We start from the raw sequence: 24,189 nt of genomic DNA on the forward strand, positions 1-24,189 counted from the left end.
CTGTTTTTGGTTCCTGGTTTCCCCCCGCCGCCCGCCGGGGGGGGGGGTTTTTTTGTCTTTAATTTCCTACGGCCCCCCCGCCCGCCCCCCCCCCCCCCCCCCGCGGGGGGGTGGGGTGGGGGGTGGCAACGCCACAAGCACTGGTCTCTGCGAGGCGTCCTGCCCTCCCCCCGACCCCCTCCCGCCTGCGGGAGGGGGAGAAGTTGCCTACGCCGCCGCCGGGTACAGCGTGGCGATCAGCCAGTCGTGGAACAGCTTCACCGATTTCTGCTGCAGCGCGCGCGGGCGGCAGACGAACCAGTGGCTGTACGGGCTGTCGACCTCGATATCGAACAGGCGGACGAGCCGTGGGTCCTGGGCATGTTCGAAATGGCTGGCGTGCATGAAGGCGACGCCCAGTCCCTGCGCCGCCGCCTCCAGCATCAGCCCGCCCGAGTCGAAAAAGTCGATCGCCTTGGGCTTGATGTTGGTCAGCCCCGCCGCCTGGCACCAGGCGGTGAAGGCGTCGGGCATTTCGCGGTGGAGCAGCGCGGTCATGCCGTTCATCTGTTCGGGGCGGAGCAGGGGATTGGGGCCCTCGATCAGCCGCTTCGAGCCGATGACATAGACTTTGTTGAAATCCAGCCGCTTGGCATAGAGCGACGGATCGATGTCGCGGCCCAGCGCGATCACCGCGTCCAGCCCGTCGCCCAGCCGGGTGATGCCATGACCGGCGGTATCGATGTCGAGATGCAGTTCGGGATGCACGGCGCGCAGCAGCCCCATATGCGGGAACAGGCGCTGCGCCGCATAGAGCGGCAGCACGCCGAGCCGCAGCCGCAGCACCTCCTGCCCGCTGGTCATCGCCTCCACCGCGTCGGACAATTGGTCGAGCAGCGGCGCGATCTGCTCCATCAATAGTTGGCCGTCGTCATTGGGCACCATCGCCTGATGCCGCCGGGCGAATAGCGGCTTGCCGACGAAGCGCTCCAGCGTCTGCACACGCCGGCTGAGTGCGGGCGCGGACAGCGCCAGTTCCTCGGCGGCCGCCTTGATGGAGCCCAGGCGCACCACCTGGACGAAGGCTTCGATCGCACCCAGCGGGGGGAGCCTGCGCATCTCACACCTGTTGTTTGATACCCTCTCGACCAGAGGATTGCATAAACTGCAATCATAGCCAAGCTTTTCGCACTTGCAACATAGCGTGCTGCGCCGCAAAAGGAACGGGCCTTTCAGGCATCCTCTCCTAAAAACTTTTACGGGCTGGTCGTTTCGATCGGCCCTTTTTTTTGCCTCCGCTCGGCGGGCCGGCCTTTCGCTGGCCGGAACCCGCCCCCACGTCCCGCGCTTTCGTGTCTCAGACACTTTGCCAAGGGACGATCATGGCCGACAGCGACGCGCCGACCCGCAAGATACAGGTGGCCAACAGCCGCCCAGAGGATTCCGGGCGCGGCCTGGCCCATCTGCCGCGCACGCTGATGGCGGCGCTTGGCATTACAGAGGGTGATGTCGTCGAAATCGTCGGCAAGCAGGCGACGCCCGCGCGCGCGGTCGCGCCCTATCCCGAGGACGAGGGTCTCGACCTGCTCCGCATCGACGGGTTGCAGCGCGCCAATGCCGGCGTCGGCTCGGGCGATTTCGTCGAGGTGCGGCGTGTCGAATCGAAGCCCGCGACTCGCGTCGTCTTCGCGCCCGCGCAGCAGAATCTGCGGCTCCAGGGTTCTGCCCAGGCGCTGAAGCGCACCTTCTTCAACCGCCCGCTCTGCCAGGGCGATGTGGTCGCGACCGCAGGGCAGCAGCGCGTCACCAACATGCCGCCGGGCGTTGCGCAGTTCATGAACGCGCCCGCCTATGCGCTCCAGGAAATCCGCCTCGCGGTCGTCGCGGCCAGCCCCAAGGGCGTGGTCCATATCGACGAGAATACCGAGGTCGAGCTGCGCTCCGAATATGAGGAACCGCGCGAGGCCCGCCGCGCCGACGTCACATACGATGACATTGGCGGCATGGCCTCGACCATCGACCAGTTGCGCGAGATGGTCGAACTGCCGCTGCGCTATCCCGAATTGTTCGAGCGGTTGGGGGTCGAGCCGCCCAAGGGCGTGCTGCTCCATGGCCCGCCCGGCACCGGCAAGACGCGCCTCGCGCGTGCGGTGGCCAACGAATCGGATGCGCAATTCTTCCTGATCAACGGCCCCGAGATCATGGGCTCGGCGTACGGCGAGTCCGAGCAGCGGCTGCGCGAGATTTTCGAGGAGGCGACCAAGTCCGCGCCCTCGATCGTCTTCATCGACGAGATCGATTCGATCGCCCCCAAGCGCGACCGGGTGCAGGGCGAGGCCGAGAAGCGGCTCGTCGCGCAGCTCCTCACCCTGATGGACGGGCTGGAGGCGCGGGCGAACCTGGTCATCATCGCCGCGACGAACCGGCCCGAGGCGATCGACGAGGCGCTCAGGCGGCCGGGCCGGTTCGACCGCGAGATCGTGGTCGGCGTCCCCGACGAGCGCGGGCGGCGCGAGATTCTGGGTATCCACACGCGCGGCATGCCGCTGGGCGACAAGGTCGATCTGGCCGAGCTGGCACGTACCACCTTCGGCTTCGTCGGCGCCGATCTCGCCGCGCTGACCCGCGAGGCGGCGATCGAGGCGGTGCGGCGGATCATGCCGCGCCTGAACCTGGAGGAACGGACGATCCCGGCCGAGGTGCTCGACACGCTGTCGGTGACGCGCGAGGACTTCATGGAGGCGTTGAAGCGCGTCCAGCCCTCGGCGATGCGCGAGGTGATGGTGCAGGCGCCGACCGTCCGCTGGGAGGATGTCGGCGGGCTCGACACCGCGCAGATGAAGTTGAAGGAAGGCGTCGAGCTGCCGCTGAAGGACCCGGATGCGTTTCGGCGGCTGGGCATCCGGCCGGCCAAGGGGTTCCTGCTCTATGGTCCCCCCGGCACCGGCAAGACCCTGCTCGCCAAGGCGGTCGCGCGCGAGGCGCAGGCCAATTTCATCGCCACCAAGTCGAGCGATCTGCTGTCCAAATGGTATGGGGAGAGCGAGCAGCAGATCACCCGCCTGTTCCAGCGCGCGCGACAGGTGGCGCCGACGGTGATCTTCATCGACGAACTCGATTCGCTGGTGCCCGCGCGCGGCGGTGGCCTGGGCGAGCCGCAGGTGACCGAGCGGGTGGTCAACACCATCCTGGCCGAGATGGACGGGCTGGAGGAGCTCCAGTCGGTCGTCGTGATCGGTGCGACCAACCGGCCCAATCTGGTCGACCCCGCACTGCTCCGGCCGGGGCGGTTCGACGAGCTGATCTATGTCGGCGTGCCCGACCAGGCGGGTCGGCGGCGGATTCTGGGTATCCAGACCGCCAAGATGCCGCTGGCGGCGGACGTGGACCTGGACGATGTGGCGGCGCGAACCGACCGCTTCACCGGCGCGGACTTGGGTGATGTCGTGCGCCGGGCGGGCCTGATCGCGCTGCGCAAGTCACTGGGCGCGACCCAGGTCGACATGGCCGCGTTCGACGAGGCGCTGACCGAGGCGCGCGCGAGCGTCACCCCGGAGATGGAGCGCGATTACGAACAGATCGCCGCCAAGCTGAAACAGGACGCGGCGGCGATCCAGCCGATCGGCTTCATCGCGCCGGGGATGCTGACGCCGAGGGGCGATAAGCAGCCGTAGGTTCCCAAGCCCTCCTGGTACTTAAGCCCCTCCTCCCGACAGGGGGAGGGGTTTGGGGAGGGGGCTTCGCCACAAGCGATGGTCTCGGTGAGACTCCTTTCCCTCCCCCATCCCCTCCCGCCTGCGGGAGGGGAGCGGCAAGATCGAAGGTCAGGATTTATCGCCCCACATATAACTTCGCCCTACCTCGGCCACCGCGACCTCATAAGCCGAATACCACGCCGCCCGCCCACGCTCGCGGATCGCGGCATGCTCGGGATGCGCGCGCCACGCCAGCGCGCTGGCCTCATCCGCCCACCAGCTGATGGTAATGCCCAGCCCATCCGCCCCGCGCGCGCTGTCGACGCCGCGATAGCCCGGTTGTTGCGCAGCGAGCGTTTCCATCGCCTCGGCCGCCCGCGCATAGCCTTGCGCGTCGCTATCCCTCCGTTGCGACACGAAAATCACCGCGATCTGCCCCGTCCGATCCATTCTCCGCCCCCTTTTGCCAGTCCGCTTTGCGACGGAATGCACCCCCCGACCGCAACCCAATAGCTTGAAAGTCGTTCGGCACCTGTGCGACGAGGGGGTTTCCCTCGCGCGTCCTCCTCGCGGGGATCACGAACGACAGGAACTCGATGCCCAGCTCGACCACCGCCGCGCGCAAGTCCCGCACCGACGCCACGGGTTATCCGTCGCCCGGCCAGATGTTCTTTCAGCAGTTCCTGAAGCATCCGGTGATGGTGGGCTCGATCATCCCGTCCTCGGGCAAGTTGATCCGCAAGATGCTGGGTCCGGTCGACTGGGCGAATACCAAGCTGTTCGTCGAATATGGCCCCGGCGTCGGCACCTTCTGCCGCCCGATCCTGGAGCGTATGGCGCCCGACGCCAAGCTGATCGCGATCGATACCAATGCCGATTTCTGCGATTATCTCAGCCACACCATCGTCGATTCGCGCTTCGCGGCGGTGAACGGATCGGCGGCCGACGTGCAGAAGATCGTGCGCGACCATGGGTTCGACCATGCCGACTATGTCCTGTCGGGCCTGCCCTTCTCGACCCTGCCGCCCGGCGTCGGCCCCGCGATCGCGCAGGCGACGCATGACGTGCTGCGCCCCGGCGGTGCCTTCCTGGTCTATCAGTTCAGCCCCAAGGTGAAGGACTTCCTGGTTCCGCACTGGGACAATATCGACCACGATATGGAATGGTGGAACGTACCGCCGGCGCAGCTCTATTGGGCGTGGAAGGACTGAAACGCATTCCTCCCCTTGCAGGGGAGGGGGACCAGCGAAGCTGGTGGAGGGGTGTCACCCTCTCGATAGCGGGACACCCCTCCGTCAGGCCTGACGGCCTGACACCTCCCCTTGCAGGGGAGGAATTTTAGTCGCCATCGGGCGATTCGATCCCGAAATTCAGCCCGCGCGACACTGACGGGTCGATCACCGCGATCAGCAGATAGGCCGCAAACTGGCGCAACCGCTGGAACCAGGTGGTGTGGCGCTTATACCAGTCGGGCGTGATCGCCTCCGACCGTGCGATCTCGCCATCGATATAGGCGCGGACATGGGTGGCGAAGGCGGCGTCCTCGATCCGCAGCATCAGCTCCAGATTCACGAACAGGCTGCGCATGTCGAAATTGGCCGAGCCGACATGCACGGCATCGTCGATGACGTATAATTTCGTATGCAGTTTGGTGAGCTGATATTCGAAGATCCGCACGCCCTTGCGCAGCAGGCCCGCATAGGTGAAGCGCGCCGCCGCGATCGTCGCCTGATTGTCCGACTTGCCTGCCGTGACGATGCGCACCTGCGCGTCGCGGCGCCCGGCACGGTCGAGCCGGCGGAGCATGGTGGGGCTGGGGGTGAAATAGGCCGCGATCACGTCGATTCGCCGACCGCGCCGCATATCGTCGCGCACCGTCCGCGCCCAGGGCGACAGCCGCCGGGTGGGGCCGCCGATCAGCCAGCGCAAGGCCCCCGCCGGCTCGCTCCAATGCGCCAGCGCCTTGTTCAGGTCGCGCAGTCGCCCCTTGGGGTTCTGCGTCCAGGCGAACAGCGCGTCGAAATAGCCCGCCATCCGCGCCGCCGCCGGCCCCTCGACCAACAGGCCCAGGTCGCGCCAGCTCTGGTCGGCGGGGGTGCCGAAATAATCATCCTCGATATTGAAGCCGCCGATGATGATCCGGGGATCGTGCCCGGCATCGGCCAGCGCCAGCTTCTGGTGATTGCGCAGCAGATAGCGGCGGCCGAAGCGAGGCTCGAACCGCGACAGCCGCGCGCCCGCCTCCAACAGGGGGCGGAAGAAATCCTCGTCTGCGCCGGCGCCGAATCCGTCGACGATCACGCTGACCGCCACCCCGCGCCGGGCGGCGTCGATCATCGCATCGCGCACCCGCCGCCCGGTCGTGTCATCGGCGTAGATGTAATAAAGGATGCGCAGACAGTGCCGCGCCCCCGCAATCAGCGCGAGCAACGCCTCCAGCCGCCGGGGTCCCGTATCCAGCAGGGTCAGGCGGTGGCCATCGACCTGGAAGACCGGTTGCTCGGGGGGCTGGTCGGGCGGCGGGGCGACGGAAATGGGGCGGGTCCTCCGGCAGATGATCCTGTCGAAAGCGTAACGGTCGAGGTGACGCGCATGTTGCACCGGCCATGGCTTTTGACTTGAGAGGTCTTTGCTGCTAGGTGGCCGGCTTTCATCCCAGCATTATTTGCGAAGGACACACGCATGGCGCGCGTCACCGTCGAGGATTGCGTCGACAAGGTTCCCAACCGTTTCGATCTGGTGCTGTTCGCGGCGCAGCGGGCCCGTCAGATTTCGGGTGGTGCGGATCTGACCGTCGATCGCGATCGCGATAAAAACCCGGTCGTCGCGCTGCGCGAGATCGCCGAGGAAACCGTTCGTCCGACTCATTTGGAAGAAGCGGTCGTCAACAGCCTGCAGCGCGTCCAGATCGACGACGAGGACGAGGCGGATGACGTCGGCAGCCTGCAGGCCTCGGCCGAGGCGCTGCGCCTGACCGCCGCCGCCCCGCCGCGCAACCAGAATCTGGGTGCCGATTACGACGGCTGATCCGCCGTCCGGACTCCCGATATGAAAAGGGCCGGTGCGAACCCTCGCGCCGGCCCTTTTGCATGGGCTCAGTAACCCCAGCCGCCGCCATGCCAGTAGTCCCAGCGCGCGGCGTGGCGTTCATGGCGGGCGAAACGCGCGTCGCGGTGCGCCTCCGCCCGTCGGACGGCGGCGGCATGGGCATAGGCATCGGCCGCACGATAATCGCCATAATAGGCGGCGGTATCGGCGGCGCGCTGGTCCCGGCCGGCCTGATAGGCGTGGATTGCGGCCCCGCGACCGGCCCGGTGCGCCATGTAATCGTCGTAACGCCAGTCCTGCGCCCCGGCGGCCGTCGCCACCAGCGTACCGCCGGCCAGGGCCAGCAACAGGCCCGTCTTGAGCATCTTCATGACCTTCATCCCAATGCAAAGCAGCTCCCGGTGACGGGCAGATTGCGCCGGCCAAGCTGAACCGCCGGTGGCGGGGGCGTTCAGCGTCGTGGCAGGATGACGACGGGAATCGGTTCGGCTTTTGGATGGGGCCAAGATAGTGGCGCATGGGCCAAATGCCGGCCTATGATCCGATCTTGACGGGCGCTTAACCAATCCCGGTCAGACCGGGGGCATGGAAATGCGCAAGATCTGCAGCGGGTGCCGGGACGGTATCGATTTCGACATCCCGTTCGCGATGGCGTTCCAGCCGATCGTCGACACGCATACCGGCCAGCCCTTCGCCTATGAAGCGCTGGTGCGCGGACTGGACGGATCGGGCGCTTACGGTGTGCTGTCGCGCGTGACCGAGGAGAATCGCTACTCGTTCGACCAGGCGTGTCGGGTGAAGGCGATCGAAAGCGCGATGGCGGCGGGCCTGATGGACACCGACGCGAAGCTGTCGATCAACTTCCTGCCCAATGCGGTCTATTCGCCACTGGCCTGTATCCAGCTGACCATGCGCACCGCGCGGGCGGTCAACATGCCGATCGACCGGCTGATCTTCGAATTCACCGAGAATGAGCAGATGGGCTCGCCCGAACATGTCGCGAGCATCATCGACACCTATAAGCAGATCGGCTTTTCGGTCGCGATCGACGATTTCGGCGCGGGCCATTCGGGCCTCGACATGTTCGCGCGCTTCGTGCCCGACGAGATCAAGCTCGACATGGAGCTGATCCGCGACATCGACACCAATCCCCGCCGCCGCGCGATCGTGCGGTCGATGGTGTCGCTGTGCGCCGAACTCGACACGCTGCTGATCGCCGAGGGGATCGAGACGGCGGCCGAGGCGGCGACCCTGAACGACCTCGGCGTCCGCTATCACCAGGGTTACTGGTATGCCCGCCCCGCACTCGAACGCCTGCCGCGGATACATGCGGACGCGCTGGTCGGCTGATGATGCGCTCTCCGAGCCACGATATGGTTCGCATGGGAATATGCATCGTGACACTATTGGCACTTGTTGGGGCGTCACCCGGCGGACGACAGGTCACGCCCGATCGCGGCGGATCGCTTTGCCTGGCCGGCGAAACGCCGATCGTCCAATGTATGTTGGGCGGCAAGCAGGCGACGGTCTGTGGTTCGGGCAAGCGCGCCATCTATCGTTACGGACGGCCGGGCCGGGTCGAACTGACCGCGTTTGATCTGCGGCTGGCGCGGCGCGGCTATTCGGGCGGGGGCGAGACGCAGATTCACGTCGCGAATCGCGACTATCGCTACATTCTGTTCGATCGAACGATACGCACCGGCTTCGGCGCGGATGGTCGCAACGATCCCGCCATCAGCAGCGGGCTGATCATCCGCCGCGCCGGACGGACGATCGCGACGCGGCCATGCGACAATGATGCGCCCATCCCGGCGCGGGCCACCACCGTCATGCCCGCCGACGGCACCGTTCTGCCCCACTGAACGGCGCCGTCCTTCGATGCCTCAATAGGCGTAGGCGCGGACGAGGTCGTAGAGATAGTCGCGGCCGTCATAGAGCGATTTGATCGGAATCCGCTCGTTCAGGCCGTGGATGCCCGACATGTCCTTCTCGATGAAGATGCCCGGCGCGCCGTAGACGGGGATGCCGATCGCCTGGAAGAAGATGCCGTCGGTCGCGCCGGTCGACATCATCGGCACCATCGCGACGCCGGGGAAATGCTTCGCCGCGACCGCCTTCATCGGGCCGATGATCTTCGGATCGAGCCTGGGCGGGATCGCGGTCGGGCGCACCGGCTGGTTGGCGGTGACGGTGATCTTGGGCCCCGCCAGTTCCTTCAGCTTGGCGAGCGTTCCCTCGACCGTTTCGCCGGGAAAGATGCGGCAATTGATATTGGCGGTCGCGCGCTGGGGCAGGGCGTTTTCGGCATGACCAGCCTGCAGCAGCGTGGCGACGCAGGTGGTGCGCAGCGTGGAGTGCAGCGCCTTGTCGCGGCTGACGATCGCATCGGCCGCCTTGTCGGTCGGGTCGGCGAGCAGCCGGGTGATCGCATCGCCCAGCTGGCCGCCGACGCGCTGCGCGGTCGCGGTCAGGAAGGCGCGGGTCGTATCGGTCAGGATGACGGGGAATTCATATCCCTGCACCGCCTTCACCGCATCGGCGAGTTCGTAGATCGCGTTTTCCGGCGTCGGCTGCGAGCTGTGCCCGCCGGGATTGGTCGCCAGGAAGGTATAGTTCTGCGCCGCCTTCTCGCCGACCTGCACCGCCAGCAGCTGCCGCTGGCCCCGGTCGTCGAGCCGGCCGCCGCCGCCCTCGTTCAGGACGAATTCGGCGGCGACGAGGTCCGGCTTGTTCTTGGCCAGCCATTCCGCACCGTTGAAGGCGAAGGTCGTTTCCTCGCCGCAGGTCAGCGCCATCTTGATGGTGCGCTTGGGCGGGGTCTTTTTCAGGCGGATCAGCGTGTCGGCCCAGACCGCGCTCATCGCCTTGTCGTCGACGGTGCCGCGCCCGTAATAATAGCCGCCCTCCGCGATCAGTTTGAACGGATCGCGGGTCCAGTCCTCGCGCTTGGCCTCGACCACGTCGAGATGGCCGAGCAGCAGCATCGGCTTCAGCCTCTTGTCGGTGCCGGGCAGGACCGCGACGATGCCGCCGTCCTTGGGATGGTCGGGCACCGAGAACAGGGTGATGTCGGCGTCGCTATAGCCCGCCGCCTTCAGCCGGTCGGCGATCTGCGATGCGGCCTGGGTGCAGCTGCCCACCGACAGCGCGGTGTTGGTCTCGACCAGCTGCTTGTAGAGGTCGAAGAACGCCTTCTGGTCCGGACGATCCTGTGCCGCCGCGAGGCCGGGCAGTATCGCCCCGGGAATCGCCAGTGCTGCGGCCACCCCGCCGAGCCATTTTGCCAACCGCATATGATCCCCCTGTTTTTTATGTGTCGGCGGGGAATAGAGCGTGTCGGGACGGTGCGCGCAAGTCGTTGGCGGTGATGCCCCTCCACCACGCCCTTGCGGGCGCGGTCCCCCTCCCCAAGCACAGCTTGGGGAGGATTTGGAGCGTCATTCCTCCCCAAGCTGTGCTTGGGGAGGGGGACCATCCGAAGGATGGTGGAGGGGCATGGCCGCAGGCCATACCCGCGAGCGGCAGGAAACGCGCCTAATCCTTTGCCCCGGACCGTTTTCGCGCTAGCAGTCGCCGATGGACCAGCCCGACATTGCCGCTCGCCCCCGCCTGATCTCGCCCTCGCTGTTCGCGCTGTCGATCTTCTACGGCGGCATGGTGTGTATCGCGGGCGTGCTGGGCAACAAGCAGGTGGCGCTGGGGCCGTTGGCGGTGGAGGCGGGGATCTTCGCCTTCCTGCTGCTGGTCGTGACGTCGAGCGCGGTCGCCGAACTGCATGGGCCGCAGGTCGCCGGGCGGCTGGTGCGGGTGGGCTTCGTGCCGTTGCTGGTGTCGCTGGCGCTGTCCTTCATCGTCTATTCGCTGCCCGCCTCGCCCGAGATGATCCCGGCCAATCGCGATGCGATCCAGCTAGTGCTGGGGTCCACCTGGCGGATCTGGCTGGGCGGCATCGTCGCCTACGGCGTGTCGCAGACGCTGAACGTCACCATCTTCGCCGCGCTGAAGGGCAGGGAGGGCGGCAAGCTCCTCTGGCTGCGCGCGGCGATCGCCAGCATGCTCAGCCAGATCGTCGACACGCTGCTGTTCGTGACCATCGCCTTTTACGGCGAATTTCCGATCGGCCCGCTGATCGTGGGCCAGATGATCGCCAAAGTCGCGCTGTCCGCCATACTGATCCCGCCGCTGATCTATGTGTTCGTGGGGTTGGGACGCAAGCTGGACCGGGCCTGACCTCGAGACCGGACATATTGCCGGTTTTCCCCGCCGCCGCCCCGCGATAAAGGGCGGGGATGACCAACCACGATCCCGACGCCGCCCTGCTCGCCAAGGCCGAGACGCTGACCGAGGCGTTGCCCTATCTCCAGCGTTACGCGGGCAAGACCTTCGTGGTGAAATATGGCGGCCACGCCATGGGCGATCCCGAGCGGCAGCGCGACTTCGCCGAGGACATGGTGCTGCTCAAGGCGGTCGGCATCAACCCGGTGGTCGTCCATGGCGGCGGGCCGCAGATCGGCGCGATGCTCAAGCGGCTGGGCGTCGAGTCGCAGTTCGTCAACGGCCTGCGCGTCACCGACAAGGAAACCGCGCAGATCGCCGAGATGGTCCTGGCAGGATCGATCAACAAGGAAATCGTCAGCTGGATCTCCGCCGCCGGGGGCCGCGCGGTCGGCATCTCGGGCAAGGACGCCGGCCTCGTCATCGCCGAGAAGGTGCAGGGGCGCGAGGCCGATCCGCTGAAAGGAATCGAGCGCCATGTCGATCTGGGCTTCGTCGGCGAGCCGGTGTCGGTCGATCCGCGCCTGATCGAAAGCCTGTGCGCCGACGGCATCATCCCCGTGATCGCGCCGGTCGCGATCGGGATGGACGGGCACACCTATAATATCAACGCCGACACCATGGCGGGCGCGATCGCCGCGCGGCTGGGCGCATCGCGCTTCTTCCTGCTGACCGATGTCGCGGGGGTTCTCGACAAGCAGGGGGAGTTGATGACCGACCTGAACCCGGCGCGGATCGCGGAGCTGCGGACGGACGGCACGATTTCGGGGGGGATGATCCCGAAACTGGAAACCTGCGTCTCGGCGGTCGAGGCCGGGGTGGATGCGGCGGTGATTTTGGACGGGCGTGTTCCGCATGGGATGCTGCTGGAGATTTTCACCAAGCAGGGGGCGGGGACTCTGGTCCGGCGGTGATTGTGTGGTGGGGTCGGGGCGTGGCCTTCGACTTCGCTCAGGCTGAACGGCAGTTGGGGGTAGCCTACCCTGGCCCCTAGCCGCTCCCCTCCCCTAAACGGGAGGGGGTGGGGGAGGGCAAGCCACAAGCGATCAACTCTGCGAGGCTCCTTGCCCTCCCCAAACCCTTCCCGCCTGCGGGAGGGGCTTGAGAAAAAGAAACAGAGGGGGGAGATTCCCCTCAAAAATCGACCGCGATTCCCTTCAATTCCCAATCCCCGTAGCGCACCGGGTTCTTCCCCAACGGGTCGGCGTCCGGCTCCGGCTTGGCCTCGGGTTCCGGCACCGGCGGGTTCTGCGACAGATAGGCGGGCGGCTTCACATGGTCGGGGCGCTGGCCCATGGGCGGTCCTTTCGACTAAGGGGCGGGTATATCGCAGCCCATGTCGGGGCTGACAGGAGTTTTGCCAAGTGACACGTCCTCCCCAATCGCCGACCCGTGGCCGCCCCGATCGCCGTGGTGGACCCAAGGGCGGTGACAGGCGCGGGGGACCGCAGCGCCCCAGCGAGCCGCTGGGCACCGCCACCCGCCGCGCGGCCATCCGCCTGCTCGACGCGGTGCTGCGTCGGGGTGAGCCGCTGGAGGCCGCGCTCGCTTCGGCGACGCGCGCGCTGGCGGGGGGACCGGACCGGGGCCTGGCCCACGCCATCGCCGCCGAGACGCTGCGCCGCCTGCCCGATCTCGACGCGCTGATCGATTCGGCGACCAAACAGCGCCTGCCCGACGATGCCAAGGCGCGTTTCGCGCTGCGCATCGCGCTGGTGCAGGTGCTGGCGTTGGGCACGCCGCCGCATGCCGCGATCGCGACCGTGCTGCCGCTGGTCGATGGCGGCCCGCGCAAGCTGGTCCACGGCGTGTTCAGCACCATCACCAAGAGCGGCGTCCTGCTCCCTGAAATCCCCGCGCTGCCCGACGCCACCGAAGCGCGCTGGGAGGAGAATTGGGGCGAGGAGATGGTCGAGGCCGCCGCCCATGCCATCGCCGCCCCGCCGCCGCTCGACCTGACGCTGGCCGATCCCGCCGCGACCGCCGAATGGGCGGAGAAGCTGGGCGGGGTCAGCCTGCTCCCCGGCCATGTCCGCCTGCCCTCGGGCCATTCGGTCATGGAGTTGCAGGGCTTCGACGAGGGCGCCTGGTGGGTGCAGGATCTCGCCGCCTCGATCCCGGCACGATTGTTGGGCGAGGGGAAGGGGCATGTGCTCGACCTGTGCGCCGCGCCGGGGGGCAAGACGTTGCAGCTCGCCGCCGCCGGCTGGACCGTCACCGCGATCGACCAGTCCGAAGCGCGCCTCGCGCGGCTGAACGAGAATCTGGAGCGCACCGGCCAATCTGCCGAGGTCGTCACCGCCGACCTGCGCGAATGGACGCCCAAGGAGCAGGCGGACGCGATCCTGGTCGACGCGCCTTGCAGCGCCAGCGGCATCTTCCGCCGTCACCCGGACGTCCTCTACCGCGTCCGCCCCGCGATCATCGCCGAGATGGCCGAATTGCAGCGCGTGATCCTGGCCCGCGCCGCCGACTGGCTGAAGCCCGGTGGGACGATGGTCTATGCCACCTGCTCGCTGGAGCCCGAGGAAGGCGAGGCGCAGATCGCGAGCTTTCTGGAGGCACGCCCCGATTATGCGCTGGTCCCGATCACCGGCGACTGGCCCGGGGTGACCGACAAGGGCACGATCCGTACCCTGCCCACGCTCCTCGCAAAGGAGGGGCGGCTCGACGGCTTCTTCATCGCGATGCTGCAACGCAAAGGCTGACTTGGGCGCGATATGACGTTAAGGACGAATGCCATGCTCCCGGTCCGTATCGCTCCCTCCATCCTGTCCGCCGATTTCGCCAAGCTGGGCGAGGAAGTCCGCGCCATCGACGCCGCCGGCGCCGACTGGATTCACATCGATGTGATGGACGGGCATTTCGTGCCCAACATCACGATCGGCCCGGCGGTGGTGAAGGCGTTGCGCCCGCACACGACCAAGCCGTTCGACGTGCATCTGATGATTGCGCCGATCGACGCCTATCTGGATGCCTTTGCCGAGGCGGGGGCGGACACGATCACCGTGCATCCGGAGGCGGGGCCGCACATCCACCGCACGGTCCAGCATATCAAGGGGCTGGGCAAGCGCGCCGGCGTCGTGCTGAACCCCGGTACGCCGGCCAAGATGCTCGACTATCTGATCGACATGGTCGACCTGGTCCTCGTCATGAGCGTGAACCCCGGCTTCGGCGGGCAGAGCTTCATCGAGAGCCAGCTCAAGAAGATCGCGGCGATCCGCAAGATGATCGACCATTCGGGCCGCGCGATCGACCTGGAGGTCGATGGCGGGGTCGACCCGCATTGGGCGAAGCGCTGTATCGAGGCGGGCGCCGATGCGCTGGTCGCGGGGACGGCGGCCTTCCGGGGCGGGCCATCACAATACGCCGCCAACATCGCCGCCCTGCGCGGCTGATCGGAATGCGCGAAGCGACGGACGGCGGCGCGACCGCGCAGGGCGCCGACAGCATCGAGGAAGGCAAGAGGCTGGTCCGGGTCGGCGGCGGCGGGCTGTCGCTCGCCGACCGGTTGAGCGAGCATCTCCACCGGCTGACCTGGCGCACCCCGCTCCATTCGCTGCGGCTGAAGGGGCGGCATCCGCTGAAACTGATGGCGGTGCCCGAGGACCCGGTGCTGGGTGATATCGAACGCGGCCATGCTCTGCTCGGCGGCGTCCTCGACTGGCGCGGCGAGGAGCGCGGGGTCGAATCGATCGATTTCGCCCATCCCGACTGGTCGAGCGGTTTCGCCGATCATCTGCACAGCTTCGCCTGGCTGCGCGACCTGTCGACCGTCGCGACGCGGGCGCAGGGTGCGCCCATCGCCGAATATCTGATGGGCCGCTGGCTCGACGCCTTTGCCGAGACGGTCGACGCCACCGCCTGGCGGCCCGATCTGTGGGGGCGGCGCATCCTGTTCTGGACCGCGCATGCGCCGCTGATCCTGTCGTCGACCGATCTCGTCTATCGCTCGCGCGTGCTCAACACGATGGCGCGCGGGGCGCGGCATCTCGATCGCGGTGCGGACAAGGCGCCCCCGGGCGTCGCGCGGATCGCGGCATGGTGCGGCGTGGTCGCGGCGGGCCTGTTGCTGGCGGGCGGCGATCCGCGCCAGGCCTTTGGCGAGGCGGGGCTGAACCGCGCGCTGGACAGCGGGCTATTCGGCGATGGCGGCGTCATCGCGCGCAGCCCGGCGGTGCAGCTCGATGCGGTCATGCTGCTGACCATGATGCGCGAAGTCTATGACGCGCGCGGGCTGGTGTTTCCCGAGCATTTCCAGGCGCGGCTCCAGAAGATGATCTCGGCGCTGCTCGGCGTCATGCATGGTGACCGGTCGCTGTCGAGCTGGCAGGGTTCCGGCCCCGAAACGCCCGAGCGGATCGCGGCGGTCATCGAGGCGTCGGGCGTGCGTACCCGGCCGCTGCGCCAGGCGGGTGACTGGGGCTATCAGCGGCTGGCGGCGGCGCAGGCGGTGCTGATCATGGACGCCGCGCCCCCGCCGATCGCGCGCGCGATCGAGGGTGGCTGCGCCTCGACGCTGGCGTTCGAGTTTTCGGACGGGACGCAGCGGATCGTCGTCAATTGTGGCGGCGCGCGCGCGACCGTGGCGCAGGTGCCCGCCAGCCTCGCGCACGGGCTGCGCACCACGGCGGCGCATTCGACGCTGACCTTGGGTGACAGCAACTCCACCGCGATCCATGCCGACGGCACGCTGGGGCGCGGCGTCGCCCAGGTGGAACTCAGCCGCCAGGAATCGGACGCGGCCAGCCGGATCGAGGCGAGCCATGACGGCTATGTCCGCCGCTATGGCTTCACCCATCGTCGCCAACTGCTGCTGACCGGCGACGGGCGCGAATTGCGGGGCGAGGATGCGCTCTTGCCGGAAGGCCGCAAGCGGCAGGCGGGCAGCACCAATTTCGCGCTCCGCTTCCACCTCGGCGACGGGGTCGAGGCGATGGTGACTGCCGAGAGTGGGCAGGCGATCCTGCGGCTCGACGACGGCGCGCTGTGGCAATTCCGTTGTCGCGGCGGCACGCTGGCGATCGAGGAGTCGCTGTGGATCGACGGCACCGGGCGGCCGGTGCCGACGCAGCAGCTGGTGGTCACGGGCGAAACGCCAGCGGGCGGCGCGCATGTCAGCTGGGCGTTCAAGCGGGCGCTGTGACCTTTTCGTCATTGCGAGCATAGCGAAGCAATCCAGAGCGTCCAGCGCGGGACTCTGGATTGCTTCGCTACGCTCGCAATGACGGGCTGTGGACAGTCCTCCCCGAATCACATTTTGCGCTTCGGCAAATCGGAGTCTATCGGGTCCGCAAACTCCTCCCAGTATCAGGACCCGCTGCCCGATGGCCGTTTCGCTCCCCACCGCTCCCTCCGTCGATCTGGTGCCGGTTCGCCGCGCGCTGTTGTCGGTGTCCGACAAGACCGGCGTCATCGACCTAGCCCGCGCGCTGGCCGAGCGCGGGGTCGATCTGGTCTCGACCGGCGGCACCGCCAAGGCGATCCGTGACGCCGGCCTGCCGGTGCGCGACATCTCCGAGGTCACCAACTTCCCCGAGATGATGGACGGCCGGGTCAAGACGCTGCACCCGATGGTCCATGGCGGCCTGCTCGCGGTGCGCGACGACCCCGCCCATGCCGCCGCGATGACCGAGCATGGCATCGGCGCGATCGACCTGGTGGTGGTCAATCTCTACCCCTTCCAGCAGACGGTGGCTAAGGGTGCCGAGCGCCCCGAGATCATCGAGAATATCGATATCGGCGGCCCGTCGATGGTCCGTTCGGCCGCCAAGAACCATGGCTATGTGTCGATCCTGACCGACCCCGCCGACTATGCCGACTTCCTCGCCGATCTGGCCGCCCATGACGGCGCCTCGACGCTGAAGACCCGTCAGCGCCTCGCCGCCAAGGCCTTCGCCGCCACGGCCGCGTATGACTCGGCGATCGCACAGTGGTTCGCCTTTGCCGACCAGGGCGAGGCCTTCCCGACGACCCTGCCGCTGGCCTTCACCAAGCACCCCGAGACGCTGCGTTACGGCGAGAACCCGCATCAGGTCGCCGCGCTCTATCTGCCGCAAAAGGGCGGTCAGGGCATCGCACAGGCCGAGCAGCTGCAGGGCAAGGCGCTGAGCTACAACAACCTGAACGACGCTGACGCCGCGCTGGAGCTGGTGTCGGAATTCATCGACGGCCCGCCGACCGTCGTCATCGTCAAGCACGCCAACCCCTGCGGCGTGGCGAGCGGCGAGACGCTGATCGAGGCCTATCAGGCGGCGTTCGCCTGCGACACGGTGTCGGCGTTCGGTGGCATCATCGCCTGCAACCGTCCGCTCGACGCCGAGACGGCCGAAGCGATTTCGGGCATCTTCACCGAGGTCGTGGTGGCCCCGGACGCGAGCGCCGAGGCGCGTGCGATCTTCGCCAGGAAGAAGAATCTGCGCCTGCTGCTGTCGGGTGAACTGCCTAACCCGGCGCGCGCGGGGCTGATGATGAAGTCGATCGCCGGCGGTCTCCTCGTCCAGAGCCGCGACAATGGCCGCCTAACCGACGACATGCTGAAGGTCGTCACCAAGCGTGCGCCGACGGAGCAGGAGCTGGCCGATTGCCGCTTCGCCTGGACGGTGGCCAAGCATGTGAAATCGAACGCGATCGTCTATGCCAAGGGCGGATCGACCGCAGGCGTCGGCGCGGGCCAGATGAACCGTCTGGAATCGGCGCGCATCGCCGCGTGGAAGGCCAAGGACGCCGCCGAGAAGGCGGGCTGGGCGGAACCGCGCACCATCGGCTCGGCGGTCGCGTCGGATGCCTTCTTCCCCTTCGCCGATGGCCTGCTCGCGGCGGTCGAGGCGGGCGCGACGGCGGTGATCCAGCCGGGCGGCTCGATCCGCGACGACGAGGTCATCGCGGCGGCCGACGAGGCGGGCCTGGCGATGGTGTTCACCGGCATGCGCCACTTCCGGCATTGAGTGTCATTCCTCCCCTGTAAGGGGAGGGGGACCGCCGCGAAGCGGTGGTGGAGGGGTGTCGCCGCTGATGGTGACACCCCTCCGTCAGTCCTTCGGACTGCCACCTCCCCGTACCGGGGAGGAAAAAGTTACCGCGTGATCCCGCCCGCATGCGGCAGCGTCGCCTCTTCGGCGCGCGGGGCCTTGCCGAACAGCGCGCGGTCCGCCGGGCCGAAGGCCCAGCGCCATAGGATCAGCAGATAGGTCGCCGCGATCGCCGGCTCACCGAATAGCAGCTCGGCCCATTCCAGCCGCTTGGGCAGCAGCGTGAACGCGCCCCCGACCAGCGTCGCGGCCAGCGCCGCCCAGATCAGCGGCCAGCGGAAGGGCGAAACCGGCGCCTTCAGGATACTCGCCAGCGTCCGCGCCTTCAGGATCGAGGTCAGCGTGACGCTGACCGCCAGCGCCACCGCCGGTCCCGCCGCCGCCCAGGTCTCGGGCCAGCCGAGCGACCGCATCCCCAGGATCAGCGCGAAGCTGAGGCCGATCTGCACCCCCAGCATCGCGACCGAGATCATCAGGTTGCGGTGCCGCGCGGTATAGACCAGCGCCGACTCGCACACTGCCCCCGTCGAGGCCAGCAGCTCGGCGAACAGCAGGAAGGCGAGCGCGGCGGTGCCCGAGACGAATTGCGGGCCGACCACGCCCATCACCGCCTCGCCCGGAATCGATCCCATCAGCGCCAGGCACCCCTGCGCCGCGATGATCCAGAACGCGACCTGGCGTACCTGTCGCGCGATGGCGGCCATGTCGCCATTGGCCAGGCTCTGGGTGATGACGGGGCCGAGGATCGGGTCGAAGCTGGTCTTCAGCTTCTGCGGCAGCGAGGAGACCTGCTGCGCCATATAATAGATGCCGACGATGCGCGGCTCGAACATCACGCCCAGGATGAAGCGGTCGACGTTGCGCGTGCCCCATTCCAGTGCGTCGGCCCCGGCCAGTGGCGCATTGGCGCGGGCGAGCGCGAAGACGCGCGACAGCTGCGGCGTCCAGCCGCGCGGCAGGCCATAGCTGCGCAGGAACGGCACCAGGCTGGCGATCATCGCCGCGTTCATCGAGGCGACATAGGACAGGACCAGCCCGTCGCGGATCGTGAAGAAGGAAAACAGCCAGGCGGCGATCGACACCGTCCAGGGTTCGACCACCGCGCGCGCGGTCACTGCCGCCTTGACGTTCAGGCGATAGGCGAGCGCGGCCAGGCTGACATCGGACCAGGCGATGGCGACGATGATCGCGGGCAGCCAGCGGTCGAGCCCGCTGATCGCGCTGTTGGGATAGACCAGCTCGGGGAAGAGGAACAGGAAACAGCTCGCCGCGATCGAGGCGAGGAAGGCCAGCGCCATCGCATCCCACACGACATGCGCATGCGGCCGCTCGGTCGAGGCGAGCGCCTGCGCCAGCCCGCGCTTCATCCCCAGCGTCGCGAGCAGCGCCGCCAGTTCGACCACCACCACCGCGATGGCGAACCGCCCGACCAGATCGGGGCCATAGATGCGCCCCGCGATGAACAGAAAGGGGATGCGCGCCGCCAGCCGCAGGACGAAGCCCGCGATATTGGTGCGCCCCCCCTTGGCGAGCGTATCGATGTCCTGGCTTTGCGCCATTAGCGGGTGCGGGGTCCTGAGGTCATTTGCCCTCCCCTGTAAGCGGAGGTGGCAGGCCAAAGGCCTGACGGAGGGGTGTCACCGGTCGCGAGGGGCGCCATCATCTCGGAACGGAGTGCCGCTCCACCATGGCTATCGCCATGGTCCCCCTCCCCAAGCAGAGTTTGGGGAGGATTGGCATATCCACGGATCAATGCGCCGCCCCCCAATTCTTGCCGACCCCGATTTCGACGCCCAGCGGCACCGACAGCGACACCGCCGGTTCGGCCGCACCCGCCATGACGTCGCGGATGACCTTGCCCGCCGCTTCGGCATCGGCTTCGGGCGCTTCGAAGACGAGTTCGTCATGCACCTGGAGCAGCATCCGCACATGGCCGAGCCCTGCGGCGGCGAGCGCGGGTTCCATGCGGACCATGGCGCGCTTGATGATGTCGGCGCTGGTCCCCTGGATCGGTGCGTTGATCGCGGCGCGCTCGGCGCCCTGGCGCTCGCCCTGGTTGCGCGAGGCGATGCGCGGAAAATGCGTCTTGCGGCCGAACAGCGTCTCGGTGAAGCCCTTCTCGCGCACGCTCGACAGCGTCTCGGCGATATAGCGATTGATGCCGGGGAAGCGCTCGAAATAGCGGTCGATCATGGCTTGCGCCTCGTCCGCCGACACGTCGAGGCGGCCCGCCAGCCCCCAGCGCGAAATGCCGTAGAGGATGGCGAAGTTGATCGTCTTGGCCCGTCCGCGCGTATCGCGATTGACCTCGCCGAACAGCTCCTTGGCGGTCAGGCTGTGGATGTCGTCGCCATTGGCAAACGCATCGCGCAGCGCAGGCACATCGGCCATGTGCGCGGCCAGCCGCAGCTCGATCTGCGAATAGTCGGCGGCGATCAGGACATGGCCGTCCTCGGCGATGAACGCCTCGCGCAGCTGTCGCCCGACCTCGGTGCGGATCGGGATGTTCTGGAGGTTCGGCTCGGTCGAGGAGAGTCGCCCGGTCTGCGCGCCGGTCAGGCTGTAGCTGGTATGGACACGGGCCGTCCTGGGGTTGATCTGCGCCTGGAGCGCGTCGGTATAGGTGCTCTTGAGCTTGGACAGCTGGCGCCATTCCAGGATCTTGCGGACGATCTCCGCCGCCTCGCCGCCATCGCGGGCCAGGCGTTCGAGTTCGGTCACGTCCGTTGAGTAAACGCCCGACTTGCCCTTGCGCCCGCCCTTCAGGCCCAGCCGGTCGAACAGGATTTCGCCCAGCTGCTTGGGGCTGCCGATGGTGAAGGGGGTGCCCGCCATCGCATGGATTTCGCCCTCGAGGGCCGCAATCTGTCCGGCGAACTCGGTCGAGAGTTGCGACAACCGCTCGCGATCGACCTTGATCCCGCGCCGCTCCATGCCCGCGATCACCGGCACCAGCGGCCGGTCGACCATCTCGTACACGCGGGTCGCCTGCTCCATGGGAAGCCGCGCCTTGAACCGCTTCCACAGCCGCAGCGTGACGTCGGCATCCTCGGCGGCGTAGCGGGTGGCGGTCTTAAGATCGACCTCGTGGAAAACGAGCTGTTTCTTGCCGGTGCCGACCACCTCCTTGAAGGCGAGGCAGGTGTGCGACAGGTGGGTGGCGGCCAGTTCGTCCATGCCATGGCCGTGCAGCCCCGCATCAAGGTCGAAGCTCATCACGATCGTGTCGTCATGCGGCGCGATGGCGATGCCGCGCTCGCCCAGCACGATCATGTCGAACTTCAGGTTCTGGCCGATCTTGAGGACCGAGGGGTCCTCGCACAGCGCCTTGATCCGCGCCAAGGCTTCGGCGACCGGAATCTGCACCGGCACTTCGGCCAGCAGATCGGTGCCGCCATGCCCGAGCGGGATATAGCACGCCTTGTTGGGTGCGAGTGCCAGGCTGACCCCGACCAGTTCGGCCTGGGTGGCGTCGGTCGAGCTGGTTTCGGTATCGATCGCGACGAAGCCCTGGGCCTGCGCCTCCGCGACCCACTGGTCGAGCGTCTCCAGGTCCTGCACCGTGACATAGCCGTCGAGATTGCACGGCTCGTCATCGTCCATCGGGGCGGAAGGCGGGGCTTCCCCGGTGGCGGGGGCGGGCGCGGCGTCGTCGGTAATCTGGCCCATCTTGGCGATCAGCGAGCGGAAACCGTGATGCTCCAGGAAGGCGCGCAGCGGCGCATCCGGGATCGTCGGGTGCAGCGCCAGTTCCTCCAGCGGCTGCGGCAGCGGCGCATTGCATTCCAGCGTGACCAGCCGCTTCGACAGCCGGGCATTCTCGGCATGCTCGATCAGATTGTCCCGCAGCTTGCCCTTCTTCATCTCGGGTGCGGCGGCCAGGACGGACTCCAGGTCGCCATGCTCGACGATCAGCTTGGAGGCGGTCTTCGGCCCCACACCCGGCACGCCCGGCACGTTGTCGACGCTGTCGCCCATCAGCGCCAGCACGTCGCCCAGCTGCTTGGGGCCCACGCCGAACTTCTCCTGGACGTAAGATTCGCCCAGACGCCGATTGTTCATCGTGTCGAGCATGTCGAGGCTGCCATCCTCGACCAGCTGCATCAGGTCCTTGTCGCCCGAGACGATTGTGACCTGCCACCCTTGCGCCATCGCGGCGCGGGCGTAGCAGGCGATCAGGTCGTCGGCCTCCAGCCCCATCTCCTCGATGCAGGGCAGCGAGAAGGCGCGGGTGGCGTCGCGGATCATCGGGAATTGGGGGACCAGATCGGGCGGGGGCGGGGGCCGGTGCGCCTTATACTGGTCGTACATCTCGTTGCGGAAGGTCTTGGACGACTTGTCGAGGACCACCGCCATATGGGTCGGCCCATCGGCGGCGTTGATCTCGTCCACCAGCTTCCAGAGCATGGTGGTATAGCCATAGACCGCCCCCACCGGCTCGCCATGCTTGTTCGTCAGCGGCGGCAGGCGGTGATAGGCGCGGAAGATATAGCCGGAGCCGTCGACGAGATAGAGATGGGGCATGATGCGCGCGGTTTAGCGGAACAGAGAGAGGGTAAACAGCCCCTGTTATGAGTGGTTTTTGGGGCATGTGGCGGATGGGCCACGCTGGGCCTTTCCACCTATGACGTCAGCGTGGAAGGACGTGTGGATCGGACGTCACAAAAGCTCGATCTTTGGTGGCGTGTAAGCGGTCATCCCCGGATGACGGGTTTTACAACGCGCTCATGAAGAACAATGGTGCGGTGGGGTAGGGAAGATAGGCTGACTATGGAAAATGGGATCAAACCAACAAATGATGACGCGGAACGCGAAATTGGTCGTGTCGCGCTTTGGTTGGACCCATCCGATTTGGATTGGCTATCCAAAAGGTGTGACTGTTCGGAGGACGCTGATGCAGACCAGCGCGAACGTTGCGCCCGTATCCGCTTTCGAGCCCGCGCGGCTCTGCATAAGGCGGGTCTGACGAACGGCCGATCCTAAGCGAAATCTTTTATCCGCTCCGATCAGTTCGCCACCGCCACCGGCCCTCTTGGCGGCCCCGCCGCCTCCGCCACCGCAGCCGCGACATTCTGGATCAACTGTTGCCGCTTGCGAATATCCTCAGTCGTGTCGCCGATCATCACCGCGATGGCGAAGCGGCGGCCGTCGGGGGCGGTCAGCAGGCCGACATCGTTGAAGCCCGCATTGCGGCGGCCCAGGTCTTGGCCGGTGCCGGTCTTGTGCGCGATGGTCCAGCCCGATGGCACGGCGGCGCGCAGGCGGGCATGGCCGGTGCGCGAAGCCTCCATCGTGTCGATCAGGATGCGGGTCGAGGTCTCCGACAACAGCTCGCCGCGCGCCAGCCGGGCGAGCGCATCGGCGATGGCGATCGGTGCGGCGCCATCCGGCGGATCGCTGACATAGGCGTTGAGCGCCGCCGTCCGTGCCGCCGGGTCGAGCCGGTTGCGCGCCGCCTGGAACGCGCCAGCCGCCGCGAAGGCGGGCTGCCAGGTGAGCCCTGCGGTCTTGGCCTGGAGCAGCCGCTCGCCCGGGCCGAAGCGGATGTCGCCCAGCCGCTTGTTGGCGATCATCGTGCGCACCGCCTGCGGCCCGCCGACATAGGTCAGCAACCGGTCATTGGCGGTATTGTCGCTCTGGGTCAGCGCGCGGGTGAGCAGTTCGCCGACCGTGGTGTGATAGCCGTCGCCCTTGACCAGCATCGCGATCGGCTGGTGGAACAGGGTCAGGTCCTCGCGCCGGACGACGATCGGCTCGTCGAGGCGCGCGCGGCCCTGGTCGCGTAAGGAGAGCAGGGTGATCGCCACCCACAGCTTGGAGACGGATTGCTGCGGCAGACGCTGGCGTCCGCCGACCTCGACCGTCCAGCCGTCATCGACCGCGCGGACGGCGATCCCCTTCTTGCCCGAGAAACCGGCGGACAGGCTGTTGATCGTGCTGACCAGTCCGGCGGGGGCGGTCGGCGCGCGGCTGGGGCGGGGCGGGGGCAGCGGCATCGAGACCGCCACCTGCGGCTCGGGCGCGCTGGGGATGTAGGTGGTGGTGCCGGGGCGCGTATCGGTGCCGCACGCCGCCAGAGCCAGAAGAAACCCGACAGGCCAGATACGCAGCCCGCCGCCCAATACTCGCTTCGTCACCGCCATACCCCGCTGAATATCGCT

General features: G+C 67.5%; 20 protein-coding genes. 11 read left to right on the forward strand and 9 right to left on the reverse strand.

The features are described 5' to 3' along the window. Positions 1 to 207: 207 nt before the first annotated feature. The gene (locus tag GGR48_RS16630) at positions 208 to 1,098 is read right to left on the reverse strand and encodes a LysR substrate-binding domain-containing protein (RefSeq protein WP_183952959.1); all 891 of its coding nucleotides are present in this window, start codon (positions 1,096 to 1,098) and stop codon (positions 208 to 210) included. A gap of 263 nt (positions 1,099 to 1,361) precedes the next feature. Here GGR48_RS16630 and GGR48_RS16635 point away from each other — a divergent pair, with 263 nt between their 5' ends. After that, positions 1,362 to 3,653, forward strand: a complete 2,292-nt coding sequence (locus tag GGR48_RS16635; protein ID WP_183952960.1) for a CDC48 family AAA ATPase — start codon at positions 1,362 to 1,364, stop codon at positions 3,651 to 3,653. 150 nt (positions 3,654 to 3,803) lie between these two features. Here the strand turns inward: GGR48_RS16635 and GGR48_RS16640 are convergent, their stop codons facing one another. Next, the gene (locus GGR48_RS16640) at positions 3,804 to 4,124 is read right to left on the reverse strand and encodes an antibiotic biosynthesis monooxygenase family protein (protein WP_183952961.1); all 321 of its coding nucleotides are present in this window, start codon (positions 4,122 to 4,124) and stop codon (positions 3,804 to 3,806) included. Between the two features lie 146 nt (positions 4,125 to 4,270). On the opposite strand from GGR48_RS16640, the gene GGR48_RS16645 reads away from it, so the two are divergent. Continuing rightward, entirely contained in the window at positions 4,271 to 4,885 is a 615-nt protein-coding gene (locus GGR48_RS16645; RefSeq protein WP_183952962.1) for a class I SAM-dependent methyltransferase, read from the forward strand. 127 nt (positions 4,886 to 5,012) lie between these two features. Here GGR48_RS16645 and GGR48_RS16650 read toward each other — a convergent pair whose 3' ends face one another. Beyond that, positions 5,013 to 6,209, reverse strand: a complete 1,197-nt coding sequence (locus GGR48_RS16650; protein ID WP_183952991.1) for a phospholipase D-like domain-containing protein — start codon at positions 6,207 to 6,209, stop codon at positions 5,013 to 5,015. A gap of 147 nt (positions 6,210 to 6,356) precedes the next feature. On the opposite strand from GGR48_RS16650, the gene rpoZ reads away from it, so the two are divergent. Beyond that, on the forward strand, positions 6,357 to 6,701 hold the full coding sequence (gene rpoZ / locus GGR48_RS16655; RefSeq protein WP_007407028.1) for a DNA-directed RNA polymerase subunit omega: 345 nt from the start codon (positions 6,357 to 6,359) through the stop codon (positions 6,699 to 6,701). A gap of 68 nt (positions 6,702 to 6,769) precedes the next feature. Here rpoZ and GGR48_RS16660 read toward each other — a convergent pair whose 3' ends face one another. Further along, positions 6,770 to 7,093, reverse strand: a complete 324-nt coding sequence (locus tag GGR48_RS16660) for a hypothetical protein (RefSeq protein WP_183952963.1) — start codon at positions 7,091 to 7,093, stop codon at positions 6,770 to 6,772. A 220-nt stretch (positions 7,094 to 7,313) separates the two neighbouring features. Between GGR48_RS16660 and GGR48_RS16665 the strand changes: the two genes are divergently transcribed. Then, the gene (locus GGR48_RS16665; protein ID WP_183952964.1) at positions 7,314 to 8,072 is read left to right on the forward strand and encodes an EAL domain-containing protein; all 759 of its coding nucleotides are present in this window, start codon (positions 7,314 to 7,316) and stop codon (positions 8,070 to 8,072) included. A gap of 152 nt (positions 8,073 to 8,224) precedes the next feature. Beyond that, a complete protein-coding gene (locus GGR48_RS16670; protein ID WP_206362426.1) occupies positions 8,225 to 8,584 on the forward strand; it encodes a hypothetical protein in 360 nt (119 codons plus the stop codon). 21 nt (positions 8,585 to 8,605) lie between these two features. Here GGR48_RS16670 and GGR48_RS16675 read toward each other — a convergent pair whose 3' ends face one another. Beyond that, positions 8,606 to 10,015, reverse strand: a complete 1,410-nt coding sequence (locus GGR48_RS16675; RefSeq protein ID WP_183952966.1) for a M20/M25/M40 family metallo-hydrolase — start codon at positions 10,013 to 10,015, stop codon at positions 8,606 to 8,608. A 283-nt stretch (positions 10,016 to 10,298) separates the two neighbouring features. On the opposite strand from GGR48_RS16675, the gene GGR48_RS16680 reads away from it, so the two are divergent. Then, positions 10,299 to 10,952, forward strand: coding sequence for a queuosine precursor transporter (locus GGR48_RS16680; RefSeq protein ID WP_183952967.1), 654 nt, complete (start codon positions 10,299 to 10,301; stop codon positions 10,950 to 10,952). A 59-nt stretch (positions 10,953 to 11,011) separates the two neighbouring features. Then, positions 11,012 to 11,911 carry an acetylglutamate kinase gene (gene argB / locus GGR48_RS16685; protein ID WP_183952968.1) on the forward strand — a complete coding sequence of 300 codons (900 nt, stop codon included), beginning with the start codon at positions 11,012 to 11,014 and terminating at the stop codon, positions 11,909 to 11,911. Between the two features lie 220 nt (positions 11,912 to 12,131). On the opposite strand, the gene GGR48_RS16690 is transcribed toward argB, so the two are convergent. After that, on the reverse strand, positions 12,132 to 12,293 hold the full coding sequence (locus tag GGR48_RS16690) for a DUF1674 domain-containing protein (protein ID WP_183952969.1): 162 nt from the start codon (positions 12,291 to 12,293) through the stop codon (positions 12,132 to 12,134). A 68-nt stretch (positions 12,294 to 12,361) separates the two neighbouring features. On the opposite strand from GGR48_RS16690, the gene GGR48_RS16695 reads away from it, so the two are divergent. From GGR48_RS16695 to purH, 4 genes are all read left to right on the forward strand, one after another. Continuing rightward, positions 12,362 to 13,705, forward strand: coding sequence for an RsmB/NOP family class I SAM-dependent RNA methyltransferase (locus GGR48_RS16695; RefSeq protein ID WP_183952970.1), 1,344 nt, complete (start codon positions 12,362 to 12,364; stop codon positions 13,703 to 13,705). A 33-nt stretch (positions 13,706 to 13,738) separates the two neighbouring features. Beyond that, positions 13,739 to 14,395 carry a ribulose-phosphate 3-epimerase gene (gene rpe, locus GGR48_RS16700; protein WP_183952971.1) on the forward strand — a complete coding sequence of 219 codons (657 nt, stop codon included), beginning with the start codon at positions 13,739 to 13,741 and terminating at the stop codon, positions 14,393 to 14,395. Positions 14,396 to 14,400: 5 nt separating this feature from the next. Beyond that, positions 14,401 to 16,143 (forward strand): heparinase II/III family protein, encoded by a 1,743-nt coding sequence (locus GGR48_RS16705; protein ID WP_183952972.1) that lies wholly within the window; start codon positions 14,401 to 14,403, stop codon positions 16,141 to 16,143. A gap of 181 nt (positions 16,144 to 16,324) precedes the next feature. Further along, the gene (gene purH, locus GGR48_RS16710; RefSeq protein WP_183952973.1) at positions 16,325 to 17,944 is read left to right on the forward strand and encodes a bifunctional phosphoribosylaminoimidazolecarboxamide formyltransferase/IMP cyclohydrolase; all 1,620 of its coding nucleotides are present in this window, start codon (positions 16,325 to 16,327) and stop codon (positions 17,942 to 17,944) included. A 128-nt stretch (positions 17,945 to 18,072) separates the two neighbouring features. On the opposite strand, the gene GGR48_RS16715 is transcribed toward purH, so the two are convergent. The 3 genes from GGR48_RS16715 to GGR48_RS16725 all read right to left on the reverse strand — a co-directional run bounded on the left by GGR48_RS16715 (position 18,073) and on the right by GGR48_RS16725 (position 24,171). Then, on the reverse strand, positions 18,073 to 19,587 hold the full coding sequence (locus GGR48_RS16715; RefSeq protein WP_183952974.1) for a lipopolysaccharide biosynthesis protein: 1,515 nt from the start codon (positions 19,585 to 19,587) through the stop codon (positions 18,073 to 18,075). A 190-nt stretch (positions 19,588 to 19,777) separates the two neighbouring features. Continuing rightward, a complete protein-coding gene (gene polA, locus GGR48_RS16720; protein ID WP_183952975.1) occupies positions 19,778 to 22,552 on the reverse strand; it encodes a DNA polymerase I in 2,775 nt (924 codons plus the stop codon). Positions 22,553 to 23,034: 482 nt separating this feature from the next. Beyond that, a complete protein-coding gene (locus GGR48_RS16725; protein WP_183952976.1) occupies positions 23,035 to 24,171 on the reverse strand; it encodes a serine hydrolase in 1,137 nt (378 codons plus the stop codon). Positions 24,172 to 24,189: the final 18 nt, after the last annotated feature.

The sequence above is a fragment of the Sphingomonas pseudosanguinis genome (assembly GCF_014196255.1).
Taxonomy (GTDB): Bacteria; Pseudomonadota; Alphaproteobacteria; order Sphingomonadales; family Sphingomonadaceae; genus Sphingomonas; species Sphingomonas pseudosanguinis.

Coding starts and splice junctions, on each gene's coding strand:
- GGR48_RS16680 (WP_183952967.1), top strand. CDS start 10,299: ATGGACCAGCCCGACATTGCCGCTCGCCCCCGCCTGATCTCGCCCTCG.
- GGR48_RS16630 (WP_183952959.1), bottom strand. CDS start 1,098: ATGCGCAGGCTCCCCCCGCTGGGTGCGATCGAAGCCTTCGTCCAGGTG.
- rpoZ (WP_007407028.1), top strand. CDS start 6,357: ATGGCGCGCGTCACCGTCGAGGATTGCGTCGACAAGGTTCCCAACCGT.
- GGR48_RS16645 (WP_183952962.1), top strand. CDS start 4,271: ATGCCCAGCTCGACCACCGCCGCGCGCAAGTCCCGCACCGACGCCACG.
- GGR48_RS16690 (WP_183952969.1), bottom strand. CDS start 12,293: ATGGGCCAGCGCCCCGACCATGTGAAGCCGCCCGCCTATCTGTCGCAG.
- GGR48_RS16635 (WP_183952960.1), top strand. CDS start 1,362: ATGGCCGACAGCGACGCGCCGACCCGCAAGATACAGGTGGCCAACAGC.
- GGR48_RS16715 (WP_183952974.1), bottom strand. CDS start 19,587: ATGGCGCAAAGCCAGGACATCGATACGCTCGCCAAGGGGGGGCGCACC.
- purH (WP_183952973.1), top strand. CDS start 16,325: ATGGCCGTTTCGCTCCCCACCGCTCCCTCCGTCGATCTGGTGCCGGTT.
- GGR48_RS16640 (WP_183952961.1), bottom strand. CDS start 4,124: ATGGATCGGACGGGGCAGATCGCGGTGATTTTCGTGTCGCAACGGAGG.
- argB (WP_183952968.1), top strand. CDS start 11,012: ATGACCAACCACGATCCCGACGCCGCCCTGCTCGCCAAGGCCGAGACG.
- polA (WP_183952975.1), bottom strand. CDS start 22,552: ATGCCCCATCTCTATCTCGTCGACGGCTCCGGCTATATCTTCCGCGCC.
- GGR48_RS16670 (WP_206362426.1), top strand. CDS start 8,225: ATGTTGGGCGGCAAGCAGGCGACGGTCTGTGGTTCGGGCAAGCGCGCC.
- GGR48_RS16660 (WP_183952963.1), bottom strand. CDS start 7,093: ATGAAGATGCTCAAGACGGGCCTGTTGCTGGCCCTGGCCGGCGGTACG.
- rpe (WP_183952971.1), top strand. CDS start 13,739: ATGCTCCCGGTCCGTATCGCTCCCTCCATCCTGTCCGCCGATTTCGCC.
- GGR48_RS16725 (WP_183952976.1), bottom strand. CDS start 24,171: ATGGCGGTGACGAAGCGAGTATTGGGCGGCGGGCTGCGTATCTGGCCT.
- GGR48_RS16675 (WP_183952966.1), bottom strand. CDS start 10,015: ATGCGGTTGGCAAAATGGCTCGGCGGGGTGGCCGCAGCACTGGCGATT.
- GGR48_RS16705 (WP_183952972.1), top strand. CDS start 14,401: ATGCGCGAAGCGACGGACGGCGGCGCGACCGCGCAGGGCGCCGACAGC.
- GGR48_RS16665 (WP_183952964.1), top strand. CDS start 7,314: ATGCGCAAGATCTGCAGCGGGTGCCGGGACGGTATCGATTTCGACATC.